Source organism: Dactylosporangium sp. NPDC049140 (assembly GCF_040648435.1).
In genome coordinates, this window is the sequence record NZ_JBEZDS010000052.1 from 29,548 (window position 1) to 45,869 (window position 16,322).

A 16,322-nucleotide genomic window follows, 5' to 3' on the forward strand; every position below is an offset into this window, starting at 1 on the left:
GGGGCTGCGCTCCTATCAGGGACGGACATGCTTGACTCCAGTCGGGGGTGTGTGACTCCAGTCGGGGGTGTGCAGATTCGAAGGGGAAAGTCCTCTTGCTTCGCTTCGGACGCGGTCAGTCCGGGTAGTCGGCCGCGGGGCGCTGTCCCGTCATCTGAAGGTCGGGCAGGAACTCCGGCACGGTGCTGGACCGGGGATCGGACGCCGCCCTGAGGATGGGGAACACCTCGGCGCGCATTTCGGCTTCGTACGCGCCGATCGCCTCCAGCAGCGGCACCTGTCCGCGGGCCGCCTGGGTCAGGGCCCGGGCCAGGGACGCGGCATCCCGCAACGCGGTGTTGCCGCCGGTACCGTAGGCGGGCGGCATGGCGTGGATGGCGTCGCCGAGCAGGGTGACCCGCGAGGCCGGCCACGGCTCGGCCGGCTCCAGGTGGCGTACCGTCACCGGAACGATCGTCGCCGGATCGGCCCGCCCCACCAGCCCTGACCAGACCGGGTGCCAGTCGTCGACGACCGCCCGCATGAGGTTGTGCCGTGCATCCGCGGTCGCGCTCCAGAGCTCCGCGTCCCCGGGGAACACGTCGCTGCCGGGCGGGGTGAACAGGCCGGTCATGAGATAGGGACCGATCGGATCGATCTCGGCGCCGGGCGCGAGATCGGCGACCGCCTCGGCGATCGGACGCCGGGGCCGGTACGCGCCGCAGACCAGCAGGGTTCCCTTCGGGTCGGAGATCATGGCGAACCCGTCGAAGAGACCGGCAGGCAAGGTCGCCACCATCTCGTCGGTCAAGGGCGCGAGCGCATAGAGGCCGCGGAGCCCGGTGTCCACGACCGGCACGCCAGGCAGAAGCTGTCGGCGGATGACGGAGTGGATGCCGTCCGCGGCGACCAGGACATCCCCGGTCACGGACGAACCGTCGGCGAACAGCACTCGCACGCCGTCGCCATCGGCCGCGAACCCGGTAGCAGTGCGGCCGAGGTGCAGAACGTCCTTCAGGCCCACCATCATGATCTGCCGCAAAGTGCGCCGGTTGACCGCTGTGTGGGGGCGAACGGGGTCGTTGGGCGGATCCAGGTGGGGACGCGTGCCCACTTCGTTGCCCAGGTGGTCGAAGTGAACCATGAGCGCTCGCCGCGGGGTGACCGTCGAGGTCTGCGCGTACAGCTCATACAAGGGCTCGGGCAGGCACTGCTGCAGGGCCCGGCCGCCTTCGCTGTTCATGTGCAGGCGGTAGCCGGTGCGCACGACCTCCGGCGCGGTCTCGTAGACGGCGCAGCTGACGCCGCTCTTGCGCAGGCCCTGCGCCAGGCAGAGCCCTCCGATGCCGCCGCCGATGATCAGCACGTGCAATGACTTGGCCGCGCGACCTGCGGTTCCCTTCCCGGGTGCAGTGCTCACGTCCACCTCCTCTGAGTACGTGAGGTGGATCATATAGCCTTAGAAACCGAAGTCCATAGAGTTTGACGATCGATTGCGTACGCAGGGCGAGGAGGGGAGGGGCCTTCGATGCTGTACCCGACCGTCTCGCGCGACCGTGACGGCGCACCCGGTGGGGAGCTGAGGGTGGCCGTCACCGCGTGCCGCGACCACCTTGCCCGGAGATCGACCACCAGCGCTATCTGCGCCAAGAGTCACTCAGTTGACCTGGCTTCCGCAGTTGGCCGGGCCGGCGGGCACGCTGGAAGAGCTGCGCGGGTACGCGCGCGGCGTCCTCCCGGCGGTCCTCGCCGACGGCGGCCTGGCTCTCGAGCTGACGGCGTTGACCCACAGGCGCCCAGGTAGAACTCTATATACCTTCCCTCGCCGTGTTCGCTTCCCCGTCGTTGTTCACATTGGAGGCACCACATGACGATCCCTCGCTACGTGCTGGCCAGCATTGAATCTGGAGGCGGCCCCAAGACGGCGGTCGTCTACGACGACACCGTGTACGAACTTCCCGGCGGTCCCTCGATGCGGATGGTGCTGGACGACTGGCCAGGATGGATGGGACAGATCGAGTCCGCCATCGGGGCGGGCCGTCTGGGCCCGGGTGTTCCGGTGCGGGACGTGCAGTTCGCGGCCCCGCTTCCGGAGCCCCGCAACCTCTACATGTGCGGCGCCAACTATGCCGATCACGCCCGCGAGATGCGCGGGCTTCCCCGCGACGCCCCGATCGCGCGTCCGCTCCACGGCCCGTTCTTCTTCCTCAAGCCGACCTCAACCGTCGTGGGTCCAGACAGCGCCGTCGTGCTGCCGCACGGCATCGAGCGCCTGGACTGGGAAGTGGAACTCGCCGCGGTCATCGGCACCTCGGCGCGTAACCTGTCCGAGCAGCACGCCCTTGACTGTGTGGCCGGCTATACCGTGATCAATGACGTATCCGTACGCGACCGGTTCAAGCGCGAGCCAGCTCCCGAGCCGCCGATGGCGTTCGACTGGTTCACTCAGAAGGGTTGGGCCACTACCTGCCCGATGGGGCCATGGCTCGTGCCGTCGAAGTTCTGCGCCAACCCCGGCGACCTCAAGATGACACTGATGGTCAACGGCCTCGTCAAGCAGAACTCCACGACAGCCGAGATGATCTTCGACCTGAAGGCGCAGATCGCGTTTCTCAGCCGGATCGTCCAGCTTCTGCCGGGTGACGTCATCGCGACGGGAACCCCCGCCGGCGTCGGCGCCGGCGACAAGAACTCCCGCTATCTGCAGCCCGGGGACGAGATGGTGGCCGAGGTCGAGGGCATCGGAACCTTGCGCAACCGGATCGAACCTGAACAGTTGAACGCCGCCGCCTGAGTATGCTCGCGGACGCGTTCGTGTGCGGCGCGCTGCCCAAGCGCGCCGCAACGGACGTCCGCGCGAAAGCGCCGCCTGCGCTCACGCCGGCCTACTGCCCGACCTCCAGGACCACCCGGCCGAAGGTCTCTCTGCTCGCCGCGGCGACGTGCGCCGCGGCCGCCTCGGCGAGCGGGTAGCGGTGATGAACGGGGGCCGGCTCGACGCGCCGGTCGGAGGCGGCCTGCCACACTTCACCGGTGACGCGTAGCCAGCGACGCACGGTCGGGGCGGCCGGCCCAGCTCGGCGGCGATCTGCCGCCAGCCACGGCCTCGCGCCTTGGCGAGCAGGGCGGCACCGATGACCTCGGTGGCATCGGCGCGGCGCGGTAGCGGCGAGCCGGGCAGCAGGACCTGAGTGCTGCGGCAGCTCGTGCAGCGGCCCGGCGGGGCCGCACCGTGCGGGTGGAGCCGTCAAGTTGCCGGTCGGCCGGCTGGCCGCGTACGCCCACGGGCGCAGCACACCACTGCAGCGGGGACAGGCCAGCTCGCCGGCGGAGGCCGTTCCACCGAGTCGTCAAAGGACCAACCTGCGCCAAGCTTCCCGCCCGAACCACGAGGTCAGGAACCACATCCTCGCAGCTAGAGACGTTGAGAACGGCGGGATGAAGCGCAGGTCTGTCTCTTGCCGGGGGCACTCAGAACATCCCACCCGTCGAGCGGCTCTCGAATGCCGTCTCGGCTGACGGTCGAAGAGCGGGTCGCGCTACCCACCAGCTAGGGGCGTGACCATGCTCGGGTTCAGCCTGCGGGCGCTGGGCCGGGCCGCCGAGGCCGAACCGCTGCAGCAGCGGGCGCTGGCCATCGCCGAGACCGCCCTCGGCCCTGACCACCCCGACACAGCATCGGCGCTGGACAGCCTCGCGACCACCCTGTGGGCGCTGGGCCGGGCCGCCGAGGCCGAACCGTTGCAGCGGCGGGCGCTGGCCATCACCGAGACCGCCCTCGGCCCCGACCACCCCGACACAGCAACCGTGCTGGACAACCTCGCGGCCACCCTCCGGACGCTGGGCCGGACCGCCGACGCCGAACCGCTGCACCGGCAGGCGGCGGAAATCCGGAACCGGCACCAGCATTGACGTCAGGCACAGCAACGAAGTACCGCAGCCCACGCCCTCGAACCACCCGGCGTCGGACAGAATCGCGCCGACTGCCCTCGGACAAACCTTCATCTGACCGCAACGCCGACAGTTGACACGGAGGAGGTCAGTTTCGATCCAGCCACGCCCCGATGCCGGGAGAAATCCGGGAGACGATCTTGCACACGTCGCCGTCCGAAAGTCCCCCAGACCAACGCAGACCGACGCCCTGACCAGGCGATTTCCTCTCTGGCGCAGGTCCCGTGACCCCTCTGACCATTCCTCAGCGCGGTGCGGGTGTTCGGCTGGCTGCCGTACGCCACCCGCGGCGAGCCGGCGCTGATCGCCGAACTGCTGGTGCTGCGTCGCAAGGTCGCAGTGCTGCGGCGTCAGGTCGGTCGGCCGCGCCTGACCTGGCCCGAACGAGCGGTCCTGTCCGCGCTGGTCCGCACGCTGCCGCGAGAGCTGTGGAAGCACCGGATCATCGCTCCGGCACCCTGCTGGCCTGGCACCGACGCCCGGTCCGGCGGCACTGGACCTACCCGAACCGGCCGGGCCGACCACCCTCAGCGATGAACTGCGCAACCTGGTGCTGCGGTTGGCCCGGCAGAACCGCGTTGGGGCACCGGCGTATCCAGGGCGAGCTCGTGGGGCTCGGTCACCGGGTCGGTGCCGGCACCATCCGCCGCATCCTGCCAGGTCGCGCGTCGGTCCCGCCCCGCGTCAGATGGACACCAGTTGGCGGATGTTCCTGCGGACTCACGCATCCGGACTGGTGGCGACCGACTTCTTGGACGTCGACACCATCATGCTGCGCCGCCTATACGTCCTGTTCGTCATGGAGATCACCACCCGGCGGGTCCACATCTTGCGCGTCACCGCTCACCCAACCGCCGGGTGGACCACGCAGCAGGCCCGTAACCTATTGATGGACCTCGGCGACCGTGCGCAGCGGTTCCGGTTCCTGATCCGCGACCGGGACGCGAAGTTCACCGACACGTTCGCGCGGTATTCGCCGGCGAAGGCATCGACGTAGCGAAGACTGGGCATCGGCGTCACGGCCAGCCGGCGCCCGGGACGTCGACCTCGACGGCGAGCACCTGGCCGCCGCCCGGCGTCACCATGTCGGCCGCGGTGACGCTCTGCCACTCCGCGGCGGTGATGAACAGGGTCGCGCGGTCGGGTCCCCTCAGCACGCAGGCGAAGCGGCCCCGGTGGTCATCCACCAGGAGAAGTGGGTTCAGCGCCAGACCCGGGCGCAGCGCGGTGTCGCTGTAGGCGTCGGCGAGGTCCGGCGAGCCGTCGCGCAGCAGGGCGGTGAGGGCGTCGGCGAGCAGTGCCATGTCGGCGACGGCGAGGTTGAGTCCCTTGGCGCCGGTCGGCGGGACGACGTGGGCGGCGTCGCCGGCCAGGAACGGCCGCCCGTGCCGCATCGGCGCCTGCACGTAGGAGCGCATCGGCAGGACGCGCTTCTCGGTGATCGGCCCGCTGCCCAGCCGGCAGGCGTCGAGGCCGTCGCCGAGCCGGTCGGCGAGCGCCTGCCAGATCCGCTCGTCGGACCAGGCGGCGGGGTCCTCGTCCGGGCCGACCTGCAGGTAGAAGCGGGACACGGTGGCGGAGCGCATCGAGTGCAGCGCGAACCCGTCCGGGTGCCAGGCGTAGATAAGCTCGGCGGTGGACGGCGCCACGTCGGCGATGACGTCAGCGGCGACGCGGCGGTCGACGCCGCCCGCGTCGGTCAACGTGACCGCGGGCCGGTCGCCCGTGAGGTCGTGCAGGGCGACGTCGCTCACCCGGTAGTACGCCTGCCGGTCGATCGCCGTCAGGTCCTTGGTGAGCTCGGTCTGCACGTACACCTACACCGGACGCCCGACGTGGGCCATGAAGTCGATCCGGTGCCGTTCCCCCGGCCACTGCAGGTGGATGCCGTGGTGCTCGTCGCCCTCGGCGAGAAGCCGGCCGGCGAGCCCGGCCGGGCGCAGCACGTCGACCGTCGAGGACTCCAGCACCCCGGCCCGGATCCGCCCGGCGACGTGCTCGGGGGTCTGCCGTTCGATCAGCACCGAGTCGATGCCGGCGAGGTCCAGCAGGTGCGCCAGCAGCAGCCCGGCCGGCCCGGCGCCGACGATCGCGACCCGGGTCCTCACCTGACGGCTCATTTGACGGCGAGGGGGTTGACCGGGCTGCCGACGGCGCCGGTGACGGGCAGCGGGGCGGCGGTGAGCCAGCACTCGTGGACGCCGTCGCCCGCGCAATCGGCGGCGAGCGCGTCGAGATCCCACATCTCGCCGATGAACAGGCCGATGTGCGGGATGGCGACCTGGTGCAGCGGCTGGAACGCGTCGTCGAACTCGTTGGGGCGCACCTCGAAGCCCCACGTGTCGGTGGCGATCGAGGCGATCTCGGTGTCGTGCAGCCAGCCCGCGGTGGTGAACGACAGGCCGGGCGCGGCGCCGCCGGCATAGTCACCCCAGCCGTCGCGGCGGGCCCGCGTGTCGTTACGCCAGCAACGCTGTTGCGCTGGCACCGGCTACTGGTCGCCCGGCACTGGACCTACCCGCACGCACGACCTGGGCGGCCACCCGTCGACCGTCAGGTCCGGGAACTGGTCCTGCGCCTGGCCGCGGAGAATCCGGCCTGGGGCCGCCGCCGAGTGCAGGGTGAGTTGGCTCGTCTGGGCTACCAGATCGCGGCCAGCACCGTTTGGAAGATCCTGCACCAGGCTGGCGTGGACCCGGCACCCCGCCGAACCGGACCTCCCGGAAACAGTTCCTCACCACCCAGGCGAACACGATGCTGGCCTGTGACCTCTTCACGGTCCACACCGTGCTGTTCAAACGGATCTATAACCTGTGCTTTATCGCCCTCGCCACCCGCCAGGTCTACATCGTCGGTGCCACCGAACACCCGACCGGCGCCTGGGTAGCGCAGCAGGCGCGGAACCTACTCATGGACCTCAACAGCCGGACCGATGAGCTCCGATTCCTGCTGCGCGACCGGGACACCAAGTTCACCGCCGCGGGAATCGGTGTGCTGCGCACGCCGCCGCAAGCCCCACAAGCGAATGCCACCGCGGAGCGCTGGGTGGGCACCGTTCGTCGAGCGTGCACCGACCGGATCCTTATCGCCGGCGAACGGCACCTCACAAGCGTGCTGGCCGAGTACGCGGCGCACTATAACCGCCACCGGCCGCACCGGGCACTCGCTAGCGACCACCCAACCCGCGTCGCAGGTCGTCACCGCCGCGCACCTGTTCATCACCATGCTGCGACACGACCCAAAGCGATGCGCCGGCGTGACCTTCTGCAAGGTCATCCGCGAGCTGCAACGCATGCTCGCAACCTGGACCGGCGCATGCCCCACCTGCCACCAAACGGTGAAACCGTTACGGCGCAACAACCATCGACAAGCCCAACGAGGAACCCTTAGCTTCGAGTCCACTTCTGGTTGGTTCCGCCGTTGCAGCCCCAGATCTCGACCTCCGTGCCGTTGGCGGTGCCAGCACCGACCACGTCGAGGCACAGCCCGGACTGCACCCCGACCACCGTGCCGTCGGAGTTCAGCCGCCATTGCTGGTTGGCGCCGCCGTTGCAGTCCCAGATCGCGATCCTGGTACCCGCCGCCGTCGCGTACCCCGGTACGTCGAGGCACTTGTTGCCGTACACCTGCAGCGCCCCGTTGTTCAGCGTCCAGCTCTGGTTCGTCCCGCCGTTGCAGTCCCAGATCTGCACCAAGGTGGCGTTGGTCTGACTCGCGCCGGGCACTTCGAGGCACCGGTTCGACCCGACGCCGCGCAGCACCGCGCCGCCGCTGGGCGGAGTGGTCGTCGCCGTCGCCGTGGGCGTGGGCGCGCTGGCGCCCCAGCCGTACTGGAGCCGGTCGAGACCGGACTGGTTGGTCACGCTCAGCGAGAGGTTGGTGCCGCTGCCGTTGAGCGACGTGATCGCGCAGGAGGCGTCGAAGCAGGGCCCCGGGCCCGAGTATTGGTTGGCCTCCTTCACCCCGGTCCACAGCAGCGAGCCCATGCCGAGCGCGCGAACCGTGTCGGTGAGGGCGTAGAAGTAGGAGACGTTGTTGGTGCCGTCCCGGGCGCCGTTGTAGTTGACGCCGGTGTTCATCGGCACGCCGAACTCGCTCAGCACGGCCCGGTCGGCGTAGCTGCACAGCTTGCTCTTGAAGGCGTTGATCCAGTCCGCCTCGGTCGGGTGGCTTTCGCCGCCCAGCGTGTACAGGTGGATGGACAGCAGCGTGCCGTTGAGACGCGAGTCCGCACCGACGGTGCAGATGTCCTGGTCGGCGTACAGGCCCGGGATGACCATGCGGCCGCGCGGCACGTTCGGGTAGTGCGACAGCCAGTCCGCGGCCAGGTTGGTCAGCTCGCTGCCGCTGTACCCCCACGGCTCATTGATCATGTCGAAGTAGAAGTTGCTCTTGCCGCTGTACTTGGCGATGACCTTGTCCCACATGGCGTAGAAGGCGGTCGTGCCGCCGGCGATCCGGCCGCTGCCGTCCGGCGGGGTCCACGGGGCGATCCACACGTTCATGCCCAGCGCGCTCGCCGCGTCGAAGGCGGCGGTGTACTTCCCCCACCATCCCGACGAGGTGGTCTGCGGGTTGATGGGGAACCGGATGGTGTTGGCCCCCAGGCCCTGGAAGCCCCGCAACACCGCGGTGGACTTGGCGTATGTGGTGTCGTAGCTGTCCGATTTGGACAGTCCAACGGGGACGACCTCGTCCGTGGCGAAGTTGTCCCGCGGGTCGGCCCAGTTCACGCCGTGGAACTGGTTCGTGCTCGCGTGCGCCGCCGGCGCCGCGGCGAACTGAACCCCGAGAAATCCCGACAGGCTCAGCAGCGAGGCGGCGATCACGGTGATCGCCAGCCGGCCTCTGCGTTTGCTCATGTTCTCCTCCAAAAGGTTGTACGGGCGGCCATTTGCCGGTTGGCGGCCCCGATGCCACGAAGCATGTCCGGGCGGCCCGGTGCGGCCGACGGGCGCCCGCGCCGGCACCAGCCGTGCGAAGCGCCCGTCGGCCTCGCGCCTCGGCGGCGCGTTCAACCCTCGGTTCAGCTGTAGTCGACCGAGCAGCTGGCCGCCGTGGCCGCGCTCATGTCGACGCGACCACGGCGCCACCGCCCAGGGCGATCACCGCGGCGGCGATGATCCCCGTGCGGAGGCGCTGCCGGGCGGCCGGCGCCGCCTTACGACCGGGGTTCATGGTGCATTCCTTCAACGAGAGTCACCCTGTGAGCGCCAACTGTCGACGGAACGCTATGGTGCGCTCCGTGACTGTCACGGTTGGGGGATCGCTCACATAGACGCGCATGCCGAGCCTGTTCGCCCGCGTATCAGGATGTGGGGTACCGGGTTCAGGAACGGGTCCACTTCTGGTTGGTGCCGGCGTTGCAGGTCCACAGCTCGACGGGCGAGTTGTTGGCCGTGGCGGCCCCCGTCACATCGAGGCACAGCCCGGACTGCACGCCGGTGATCGTGCCGTCGGCGTTGAGCCGCCACTGCTGGTTCGAGCCGCCGTTACAGTCCCAGACCACGACCTTCGTTCCGGCGGTCGTGCCGGTGTTGTAGGCGTCCAGGCACTTGCCGAGGACCTGCAGCTGGTTGGCGCTGGTGTACGTCCACTGCTGGTTGGTGCCGCCGTTGCAGTCCCAGACGATCGCCTGCGTGCCGTTGGTGGTGTTGCTGCCCGGGTCGTCCAGGCAGCGGCCGGAGCCGGTGCCGCGCAGGATCGTGGTTGACGGCGGGGTGCTGCTGCCGCCGGCCACGCGGTACATGACGACGCCATGGCCGGGGACGCTGGCGCTGATGGCGCTGGTGGTGCTGCTGGTGGCGCCGGACCACAGGTCGGTCAGGGTGTAGCTGGACGCGCCGCTCTTGCCGATCGCCGACACGGTGGTGCTGATCGTGGCGGTGCCGGCGTTCTCGTTGAACAGCACCACGGACACGTCGCCGTTGGCCAGCGGCTTGGCCAGCACGTCCAGCCCGCCACCGGAGCTCACCACGTGGCCCTGCTTGCCGAGGGAGTCCTGGTCGACCGCGATGACGGCCTTGTTGCCCAGGATGGACAGGGTGGTGTCGCTGGCGTTGACGAGGTTGTTGCCGGCCAGCAGCGGCGCCGCCATCTCGGCCCAGAGGCTGAAGTGGGCCCGGTCCTCGGTGGCCGACATCCCGTTGCCGACCTCGAGCATGTCCGGGTCGTTCCAGGCGCCCGGCCCGGCGTACGCGTCCAGGCCCATGTTCGAGTGGAAGATCGACAGCATGCTGTTGAAGTTGGCCTGGATGTCGCCGGTGGTACGCCACAGGTTGCCGACGCTCGGCGCCCAGGTCCAGGGCGAGTTCACGCCCCACTCGCAGATGCTGTACACGATCGGCCGCCCGGTCGCGGCCAGCGCGTCCCGCATCGCCGAGTAGCGGCTGATGTACTGCTGGGTGGTGGAGCTGCCGTTGTTGTTGCAGTTGTCGTACTTGAGGTAGTCCACACCCCAGGACGCGAACGATTGCGCGTCCTGGGTTTCGTGGCCCAGGCTGCCCGGGAACCCGGCGCAGGTGGCGGTGCCGGCGTCCTCGTAGATGCCGAGCTTCAGGCCCTTGCTGTGCACGTACGCGGCGGTGCCGGAGATGCCGTCGGGGAACTTGGCGAAGTCGGGTTGGAGGTTGCCGTTGGCGTCGCGGCTGGACTGCATCCAGCAGTCGTCGATGTTCACGTACTGGTAACCGGCCGCGGCCAGCCCGGAGGAGACGATCTTCTCGGCGGTCTGCTTGACCAGCGTCTCCGAGACGTTGCAGCCGTAGGCGTTCCAGTCGTTCCACCCCATCGGCGGCGTCTTCGCCAGCCCATTGTCCAGCGCCTGCGCGGGCACGGCCGAACGGACATCGACAAACCAGAACGCGGCGCCGACGGCCACCAGCAGCAGCGCGGCCGTCGCGGCCACCCGGCCGGCCCGGCGTGGACCGGAACGGCTCAACGGATTCTCTACTCGCATGGGTTTTCCTTTCGATGGCGGTCGAGAGTGGACGGTTGTCGTTATCGTCTGGTCCATTGCTGGTTCGCTTGTCCGCCGCAGGACCAGAGAATGATCTTCGTGCCGTTGCTGGTGCCCGCGCCCGTGGCGTCCAGGCACAGGCCGGACTGGACTCCGGTGATGGTGCCGTTGGTGTTGACGTTCCACTGCTGGTTGGCTTGGCCGTTGCAGTCCCAGATGACGACCGAGGTGCCGTTGTTGGTGCCCTGACCGTAGGCGTCCAGGCATTTGCTGCCGTACACCATGAGTTGCTTGCTGGCCGTGTAGGACCACATCTGGTTGGAGCCGCCCCAGCAGTCCCACAGCTGCACGGCGGTGCCGTTGGTGGTGTTGACTCCGGTCACGTCGAGGCAACGACCGGACTGGGCGCCTACGATCTCGGTGCTCTGGCTGCTGCCCGGGGCGCCGATGCTGCCGGATACTGATTGCAGTGCGCTGTACCAGACCGCGGCCATCTTGTCGTATCCGCCGGCCGTCGGGTGGACACCGTCGACCAGGTCGGCGGTGCTCAGCGCGCTGTGCATGTCGACCAGGTGTACGTGTTTGCCGGCGTTCACCTTGTTCTGCACCATGCCGGGGATCGCCGCGTTGAAGGTGCGCGCGGCCGCGTCCTGCCCGCTGTTCGCGAGGGGGGTGATCTGGGCGACGAACACCTCGGCGCTCGGCACCGTCGCGGTGATGTGGTCGACCAGTGTGGACAGCCGGTCCGGTGCGGTGGAGACGTTGTAGTTCTGCAGGATGTCGTTGGTGCCGATGTGCAGCAGCACGGTGTGCGGCTGGTAGGTGTTCAGCCAGCCGACGACGTTCGCGTCGATCTGGTCGATCCGCCAGCCGGAGTGCCCTTCGTGATCGTGGTCGCCGAGACTCGCTGGCCCGTTGAACTGAGACCCGACGAAATCCATGGTGTACCCGCCGTTGACGGCGCGTTGCCACAGGTTGATCCGGTATCCGCCTGGCGTCGTCTCACCGTTGGTGATGGAGTCACCCAACGGCATGACGCGGACCCCGCCGTTGGACTCCGCGCCGGCGGGGCCGATCGGCGTCGTCACGATGGCCACCGCGACGCCCAGCGCCGCGATCGGGGCGAGCCATCTTACTTTGTTTCGCATCACGTACTCCTCGCATAGGGGAACGACCTTGCGATGGCAGACACCGGCGTCGCATCGGCGATGAGCGGTCGCCGGGGAAGTTGCGTCTCCGGGGGTCTGCCGTTGGGGTTAGCGTCGGGTCCAGCGTGGGCTGGTATTCAGCACGGCGTCCGCGACCGCGGCAGCGGTAACGGCGAGTGCGACAAGGGCAGCAGTCTGCGCTGTCCGCGCGGACGATGCCCTGAGGACGGGTACACCAAAACTCTCCCTGGGGTGTGAAGAGAGGTTGGCGCCTGGCGGTAGGCGGTACTCACAACCTTCAGTGGCCCGGGAAACCGGAAAGGTTGCTCGACCGCGCCGGAATTTTCAGCCGCCGTCATGACCACTCGAACAAAGAGTCGACCGGGCCAGCCGTTGACTTGCCGACTGGAACGAGCAAGCCGAACTCGTCCTCACCCGCCGTCTGAGCGAAGCGTCAGCGCCACATCACCATTGCCGTTGACAACACTGTTACGGCAGGTCAATGGCTGACCCGGTCGACTCTTGTTCGAGTGGTCATGACGGCGGCTGGTGAATTCGGCGCGGTTGAGCAGCCTTTCCGGCCGCATGCGTCGGTGGCCCCTGACAGCGTTCGAGGCTTTGAGAAGCCTCCGGCCACCTCGGCCCGGGTGCCGTTGGCGGTGGCCACCGCGTGGTGCGTGCCAGGCGCCGTGGTGCGCACGGTCCAGCAGCCCCACCAGCCCGACCACGCATCCTGGCAACGCCACGCCGGGTAGTACTCCGACGAGGGCGCGGGCTGGCTGTGCACACAGGCGTACCGCAGGTCGAACGGCGCGGCCTCCGCCTACGCGTCCTCCATCGACGCGGTGCTCCCACGCAAGAAAAGTTCTTCGTTCGAGGCAACCCTTTGCGGGCCTGGGACCACAGAGGAGTGGGACTCGGCCACTCCGGCGCTGGATCCGGCTTTCCTCTGGTGTACGGGATGTAAGGAGAACACCTCGCCATGAAGAACCCCACGAACGGGGGGCGCCGCGCGCGTCGCCTGCGTCGTCGGACCGTCATCGGTTTGCTGCTCGGCGTGCCCGCCGTCATCGTGCCGTACCTCCTGCTCACGAACGCGGATTCGCAGGCCACGACGATCGAGAGCGACGCCTTCTACCGGCTGGTCGCCGTACACAGCGGCAAGGTGTTGGACGTCAACGCCTTCTCCACCGCCGATGGCGCCCGCATCCAGCAGTGGACCGACCAGAACACCGCCAACCAGCAGTGGAAGCTGCGGGCGACCCCGGACGGTTACTACGAGTTGGTGAACCGCAACAGCGGCAAGGTGGTGGGCGTAGCCGGCGATTCGACCGCCGAGGCGGCCGCCACCGAGCAGCAGACCGACACCTCCTCCTCGTCCCAGCAGTGGCGGGTCGAAGGCGTGAACGGTTCCGACGCCGTCACCTTCAGCTCCCGCCGCACCGGCCAGGTCCTGGACGTGTACGGAGAGTCCACCGCCAACGGCGCGGCGGTCATCCAGTACCACGGCAAGGGCAGCAGCAACCAGCAGTGGAAGCTGGTGAAGGTGGCCGGGACCCAGACGGGCGGGGCCGGCGGCGCGACGCCCACGGCCGGGACCCCGACGGGCGGGTCCGGCGGCACGCAGATCCCGACCGGGGCCGGACCGTACGTGTGGCACAACGCCGAGGTGGTGGGCGGCGGTTACGTCACCGGGCTGGTGTTCAACCCGCGGGAGAACGGCCTGTTGTACGCGCGCACCGACATGGGTGGCGCCTACCGCTGGGACGCTGGGACCGAGCGGTGGACTCCGCTGACCGACTGGGCCGGCGAGAAGGACTGGAACCTGCTGGGCATCGACTCGCTGGCCACCGACCCCGCCGACCCGGCCCGGCTGTACATCGGGGCAGGCACGTACACCAACGACTGGGCGGGCAACGCCGCGATCCTGCGCTCCACCGACCGGGGCCACACCTTCCAGCGCACCAACCTGCCCTTCAAGCTGGGCGGCAACGAACCCGGCCGCGGGGCGGGCGAACGGCTCGTGATCGACCCCGCGAACCACGGCACCCTGCTGCTGGGCACCCGCAAGAACGGCCTGTGGCGCAGCACCGACTACGGCGTCACCTGGAGTCAGGTCTCCTCGTTCCCCGTCAAGGACGGCGCGAGCAGCGGCGCGGGCATCTCCTTCGTGACGTACGGCCCGGGGGGCAGCAACACGGTCTACGTCGGCGTCAACGACAAGTACGCCTCCCTGTACCGCTCCACCGACGGCGGCAACAGCTGGCAGGCCGTCTCCGGGCAGCCCACCGGCCAGATGCCGCAGCACGGTGTGGTCTCCGGTGACGGTTCGCTGTACCTGACGTACAGCAACGACATCGGCCCCAACGACGCGACGGCGGGCTCGGTGTGGAAGTACACGCCGTCCGGCGGGGCGTGGAAGAACATCTCCCCGTCCCAGGGCAGCTACGGGTTCTCCGGCCTGGCCGTCGACCCGCAGAAGCCGTCCACGGTGATGGTCACCACCCTCGACCGCTGGTGGCCCGAGGACGAGCTCTACCGGACCACCGACGGCGGTACGACCTGGAAGACGCTGGCCGACAAGTCGGTGCGAGACGCCTCCGCCGCTCCTTACGTCGGTACCGGCATCGGGCACTGGATGACCGCGCTGGCCATCGATCCCTTCAACTCCGGGCACGTGCTGTACGGCACCGGCAATGGCATCTGGCGCAGCAAGGACGCCAACGCCTCCGACAGCGGCGGCACCAGCCACTGGACCTCCGGGGCCCGCGGGCTGGAGGAGACCTCGCTGGCGGACGCGATCGCCCCTCCCGGCGGCGCCACCGTCATAACCTCCATGGGCGACCAGGGCGGCTTCCGCCACGGCTCCCTGACCGAGGTGCCCGCCGGACGGCTGAAGAACCCGCTGATGAGCAGCAGCACCGACATCGATTTCGCCCAGTCGGCCCCCGCGGTGATGGTCCGCGTCGGCACGGGCGGCGCACAGGACGGCGCCTACTCCACCGACGGCGGCAGCAGCTGGAACGGCTTCACGGCAGAGCCGGTGAGCAGCGCGAACAGCGGCCATGTCGCGCTCGCGGCGGACGGCTCCACCATCGTCTGGACCGAGGCCGGCCAAGCCCCGTACCGCTCGACCGACAAGGGGGCGAGCTGGTCGAAGGTCAGCGGCCTGGGCACCGACGCCGTGGTCGTCGCCGATCGCTCCGCCGCCAGGACCTTCTACTCGCTGGCCGGCGGCGCGCTCTACGCCAGCACCGACGGCGGCGCGACCTTCACCGCCCGCGCCACCAACCTGCCGGGCGGCCGACTCGTGGCCGTGCCCGGTGTGGCCGGAGACCTGTGGATCGCCGGCGGCGGCCGGGGGCTGCTGCACTCAACGGACGGCGGCCGCGGCTTCACCACGCTCACGACGGTGCAGTCCGCCTCGGCCCTCGGCTTCGGCAAGGCCGCGCCGGGCGCCTCCTACCAGGCCCTGTACCTGATCGGCACGGTCAAGGACGTCACCGGCGTCTTCCGCTCCACCGACGGCGGCGCCACCTGGGTCCGCGTCAACGACGACGCCCACCAGTGGGGCAGCACCGGCGGCCCCGCCGTCATCACCGGCGACCCCGACACCTACGGCCGCGTCTACATCGGCACCAACGGACGCGGTCTGCAGTACGGCGACCCGTCCTGACCCAACGCCCGAGCGGGGCCGCAGGCACGACGGCCCGCGGCCCGGCTCGGGCGATCACGGCGCAGTCGCCGCCAGCACCATGTGACAACCCCCGGTTGACATTGACAACCTGGGGTTGTCGCACCGCTCTGGTGGCCGAGAACTTCGAATCTGCGGCGCATATCGAGCTCCTGAACCATCTGAAAGAGGTCAGGGCCGAAGCAGTCGAGCACGCCCGCATCGCGCAGCGCCTCGTCCGCGAGCGCCGGCGCGTCATAGACCAGCTGGCGTGAACCTTCGTTGTCGTCGAACCCGGGCAGCGGTCCCATAGAGGAGCAGCCCGCCGTACAAAGCAGGTACGAGGGCGCCCGTTGCGTTGTGGGATCGGCGGACGTGTTGAACCCGTGTCGGATCTGCGGTCAGATCGCTCGGGCGAGTTCGGTGAACGCGGCTGCGACCCGCCGAGCGGGCGGGGCGTCGACGGCGAGTTCGGAGTGGCCGCGGCGAAGGTTCTGCATGCATGAAGACATGTCCGGCGATGATGACCTGTGCTGTGTTGTCCGTTCGTAGCCCGCGCATCGGTCTGAGCCGGTGCGTACCAGCGGACCGCGACCACGATCGCTTCAGGCGG

General features: G+C 69.2%; 16 protein-coding genes and 1 pseudogene. 8 read left to right on the forward strand and 9 right to left on the reverse strand.

The window, feature by feature from the left end; all coding sequences use genetic code 11:
* Positions 1-115: 115 nt before the first annotated feature.
* Positions 116-1,399: an NAD(P)/FAD-dependent oxidoreductase gene (locus tag AB0B76_RS48165; protein WP_360389547.1), complete on the reverse strand. Its 1,284-nt coding sequence runs from the start codon at positions 1,397-1,399 to the stop codon at positions 116-118.
* A gap of 447 nt (positions 1,400-1,846) precedes the next feature.
* Here AB0B76_RS48165 and AB0B76_RS48170 point away from each other — a divergent pair, with 447 nt between their 5' ends.
* A complete protein-coding gene (locus tag AB0B76_RS48170; RefSeq protein ID WP_360389550.1) occupies positions 1,847-2,773 on the forward strand; it encodes a fumarylacetoacetate hydrolase family protein in 927 nt (308 codons plus the stop codon).
* Between the two features lie 91 nt (positions 2,774-2,864).
* On the opposite strand, the gene AB0B76_RS48175 is transcribed toward AB0B76_RS48170, so the two are convergent.
* A complete protein-coding gene (locus AB0B76_RS48175) occupies positions 2,865-3,035 on the reverse strand; it encodes a hypothetical protein (protein WP_360389553.1) in 171 nt (56 codons plus the stop codon).
* A gap of 508 nt (positions 3,036-3,543) precedes the next feature.
* Here AB0B76_RS48175 and AB0B76_RS48180 point away from each other — a divergent pair.
* The 3 genes from AB0B76_RS48180 (at position 3,544) to AB0B76_RS48190 (ending at position 4,927) form a co-directional block, all read left to right on the forward strand.
* Positions 3,544-3,891, forward strand: a complete 348-nt coding sequence (locus AB0B76_RS48180) for a tetratricopeptide repeat-containing protein (protein ID WP_360389556.1) — start codon at positions 3,544-3,546, stop codon at positions 3,889-3,891.
* 297 nt (positions 3,892-4,188) lie between these two features.
* Positions 4,189-4,467, forward strand: a complete 279-nt coding sequence (locus AB0B76_RS48185) for a hypothetical protein (protein ID WP_360389559.1) — start codon at positions 4,189-4,191, stop codon at positions 4,465-4,467.
* Positions 4,468-4,681: 214 nt separating this feature from the next.
* The gene (locus AB0B76_RS48190; RefSeq protein WP_360389561.1) at positions 4,682-4,927 is read left to right on the forward strand and encodes a hypothetical protein; all 246 of its coding nucleotides are present in this window, start codon (positions 4,682-4,684) and stop codon (positions 4,925-4,927) included.
* 19 nt (positions 4,928-4,946) lie between these two features.
* Here AB0B76_RS48190 and AB0B76_RS48195 read toward each other — a convergent pair whose 3' ends face one another.
* The 3 genes from AB0B76_RS48195 to AB0B76_RS48205 are packed head-to-tail and all read right to left on the reverse strand — an operon-like array spanning position 4,947 to position 6,418.
* Positions 4,947-5,741 (reverse strand): FAD-dependent monooxygenase, encoded by a 795-nt coding sequence (locus AB0B76_RS48195; protein ID WP_360389563.1) that lies wholly within the window; start codon positions 5,739-5,741, stop codon positions 4,947-4,949.
* A 6-nt stretch (positions 5,742-5,747) separates the two neighbouring features.
* Positions 5,748-6,038: an FAD-dependent monooxygenase gene (locus tag AB0B76_RS48200; protein ID WP_360389566.1), complete on the reverse strand. Its 291-nt coding sequence runs from the start codon at positions 6,036-6,038 to the stop codon at positions 5,748-5,750.
* 8 nt (positions 6,039-6,046) lie between these two features.
* Positions 6,047-6,418, reverse strand: coding sequence for a hypothetical protein (locus tag AB0B76_RS48205; RefSeq protein WP_360389645.1), 372 nt, complete (start codon positions 6,416-6,418; stop codon positions 6,047-6,049).
* Here AB0B76_RS48205 and AB0B76_RS48210 point away from each other — a divergent pair.
* A complete protein-coding gene (locus AB0B76_RS48210) occupies positions 6,302-6,817 on the forward strand; it encodes a helix-turn-helix domain-containing protein (RefSeq protein WP_360389569.1) in 516 nt (171 codons plus the stop codon). The genes AB0B76_RS48205 and AB0B76_RS48210 overlap by 117 nt on opposite strands.
* Positions 6,718-7,320 carry an integrase core domain-containing protein gene (locus AB0B76_RS48215; protein WP_360389572.1) on the forward strand — a complete coding sequence of 201 codons (603 nt, stop codon included), beginning with the start codon at positions 6,718-6,720 and terminating at the stop codon, positions 7,318-7,320. Before AB0B76_RS48210 ends, AB0B76_RS48215 begins: the two co-directional genes overlap by 100 nt.
* Here the strand turns inward: AB0B76_RS48215 and AB0B76_RS48220 are convergent.
* From AB0B76_RS48220 to AB0B76_RS48230, 3 genes are all read right to left on the reverse strand, one after another.
* On the reverse strand, positions 7,317-8,792 hold the full coding sequence (locus tag AB0B76_RS48220; protein WP_360389575.1) for a ricin-type beta-trefoil lectin domain protein: 1,476 nt from the start codon (positions 8,790-8,792) through the stop codon (positions 7,317-7,319). The genes AB0B76_RS48215 and AB0B76_RS48220 overlap by 4 nt on opposite strands.
* Before the next feature lie 467 nt (positions 8,793-9,259).
* Complete coding sequence (locus AB0B76_RS48225) at positions 9,260-10,888, reverse strand: ricin-type beta-trefoil lectin domain protein (protein WP_360389578.1); 1,629 nt, start codon at positions 10,886-10,888, stop codon at positions 9,260-9,262.
* A 41-nt stretch (positions 10,889-10,929) separates the two neighbouring features.
* Positions 10,930-12,036 carry an RICIN domain-containing protein gene (locus AB0B76_RS48230; protein WP_360389581.1) on the reverse strand — a complete coding sequence of 369 codons (1,107 nt, stop codon included), beginning with the start codon at positions 12,034-12,036 and terminating at the stop codon, positions 10,930-10,932.
* A gap of 982 nt (positions 12,037-13,018) precedes the next feature.
* On the opposite strand from AB0B76_RS48230, the gene AB0B76_RS48235 reads away from it, so the two are divergent.
* Together AB0B76_RS48235 and AB0B76_RS48240 are read left to right on the forward strand one after the other, a co-directional pair.
* Complete coding sequence (locus tag AB0B76_RS48235; RefSeq protein ID WP_360389583.1) at positions 13,019-15,712, forward strand: RICIN domain-containing protein; 2,694 nt, start codon at positions 13,019-13,021, stop codon at positions 15,710-15,712.
* Positions 15,713-15,843: 131 nt separating this feature from the next.
* On the forward strand, positions 15,844-15,984 hold the full coding sequence (locus AB0B76_RS48240) for a hypothetical protein (RefSeq protein WP_360389586.1): 141 nt from the start codon (positions 15,844-15,846) through the stop codon (positions 15,982-15,984).
* A 126-nt stretch (positions 15,985-16,110) separates the two neighbouring features.
* On the opposite strand, the pseudogene AB0B76_RS48245 reads toward AB0B76_RS48240, so the two are convergent.
* Positions 16,111-16,282 (reverse strand): annotated as a pseudogene (locus AB0B76_RS48245) (IS6 family transposase); the annotation flags it as partial.
* Positions 16,283-16,322: the final 40 nt, after the last annotated feature.

What these genes read in the sequence shown, in the direction of transcription:
- AB0B76_RS48170 (WP_360389550.1), top strand. Translation starts at nt 1,847, where the DNA reads ATGACGATCCCTCGCTACGTGCTGGCCAGCATTGAATCTGGAGGCGGC.
- AB0B76_RS48180 (WP_360389556.1), top strand. Translation starts at nt 3,544, where the DNA reads ATGCTCGGGTTCAGCCTGCGGGCGCTGGGCCGGGCCGCCGAGGCCGAA.
- AB0B76_RS48220 (WP_360389575.1), bottom strand. Translation starts at nt 8,792, where the DNA reads ATGAGCAAACGCAGAGGCCGGCTGGCGATCACCGTGATCGCCGCCTCG.
- AB0B76_RS48225 (WP_360389578.1), bottom strand. Translation starts at nt 10,888, where the DNA reads ATGCGAGTAGAGAATCCGTTGAGCCGTTCCGGTCCACGCCGGGCCGGC.
- AB0B76_RS48230 (WP_360389581.1), bottom strand. Translation starts at nt 12,036, where the DNA reads ATGCGAAACAAAGTAAGATGGCTCGCCCCGATCGCGGCGCTGGGCGTC.
- AB0B76_RS48235 (WP_360389583.1), top strand. Translation starts at nt 13,019, where the DNA reads ATGAAGAACCCCACGAACGGGGGGCGCCGCGCGCGTCGCCTGCGTCGT.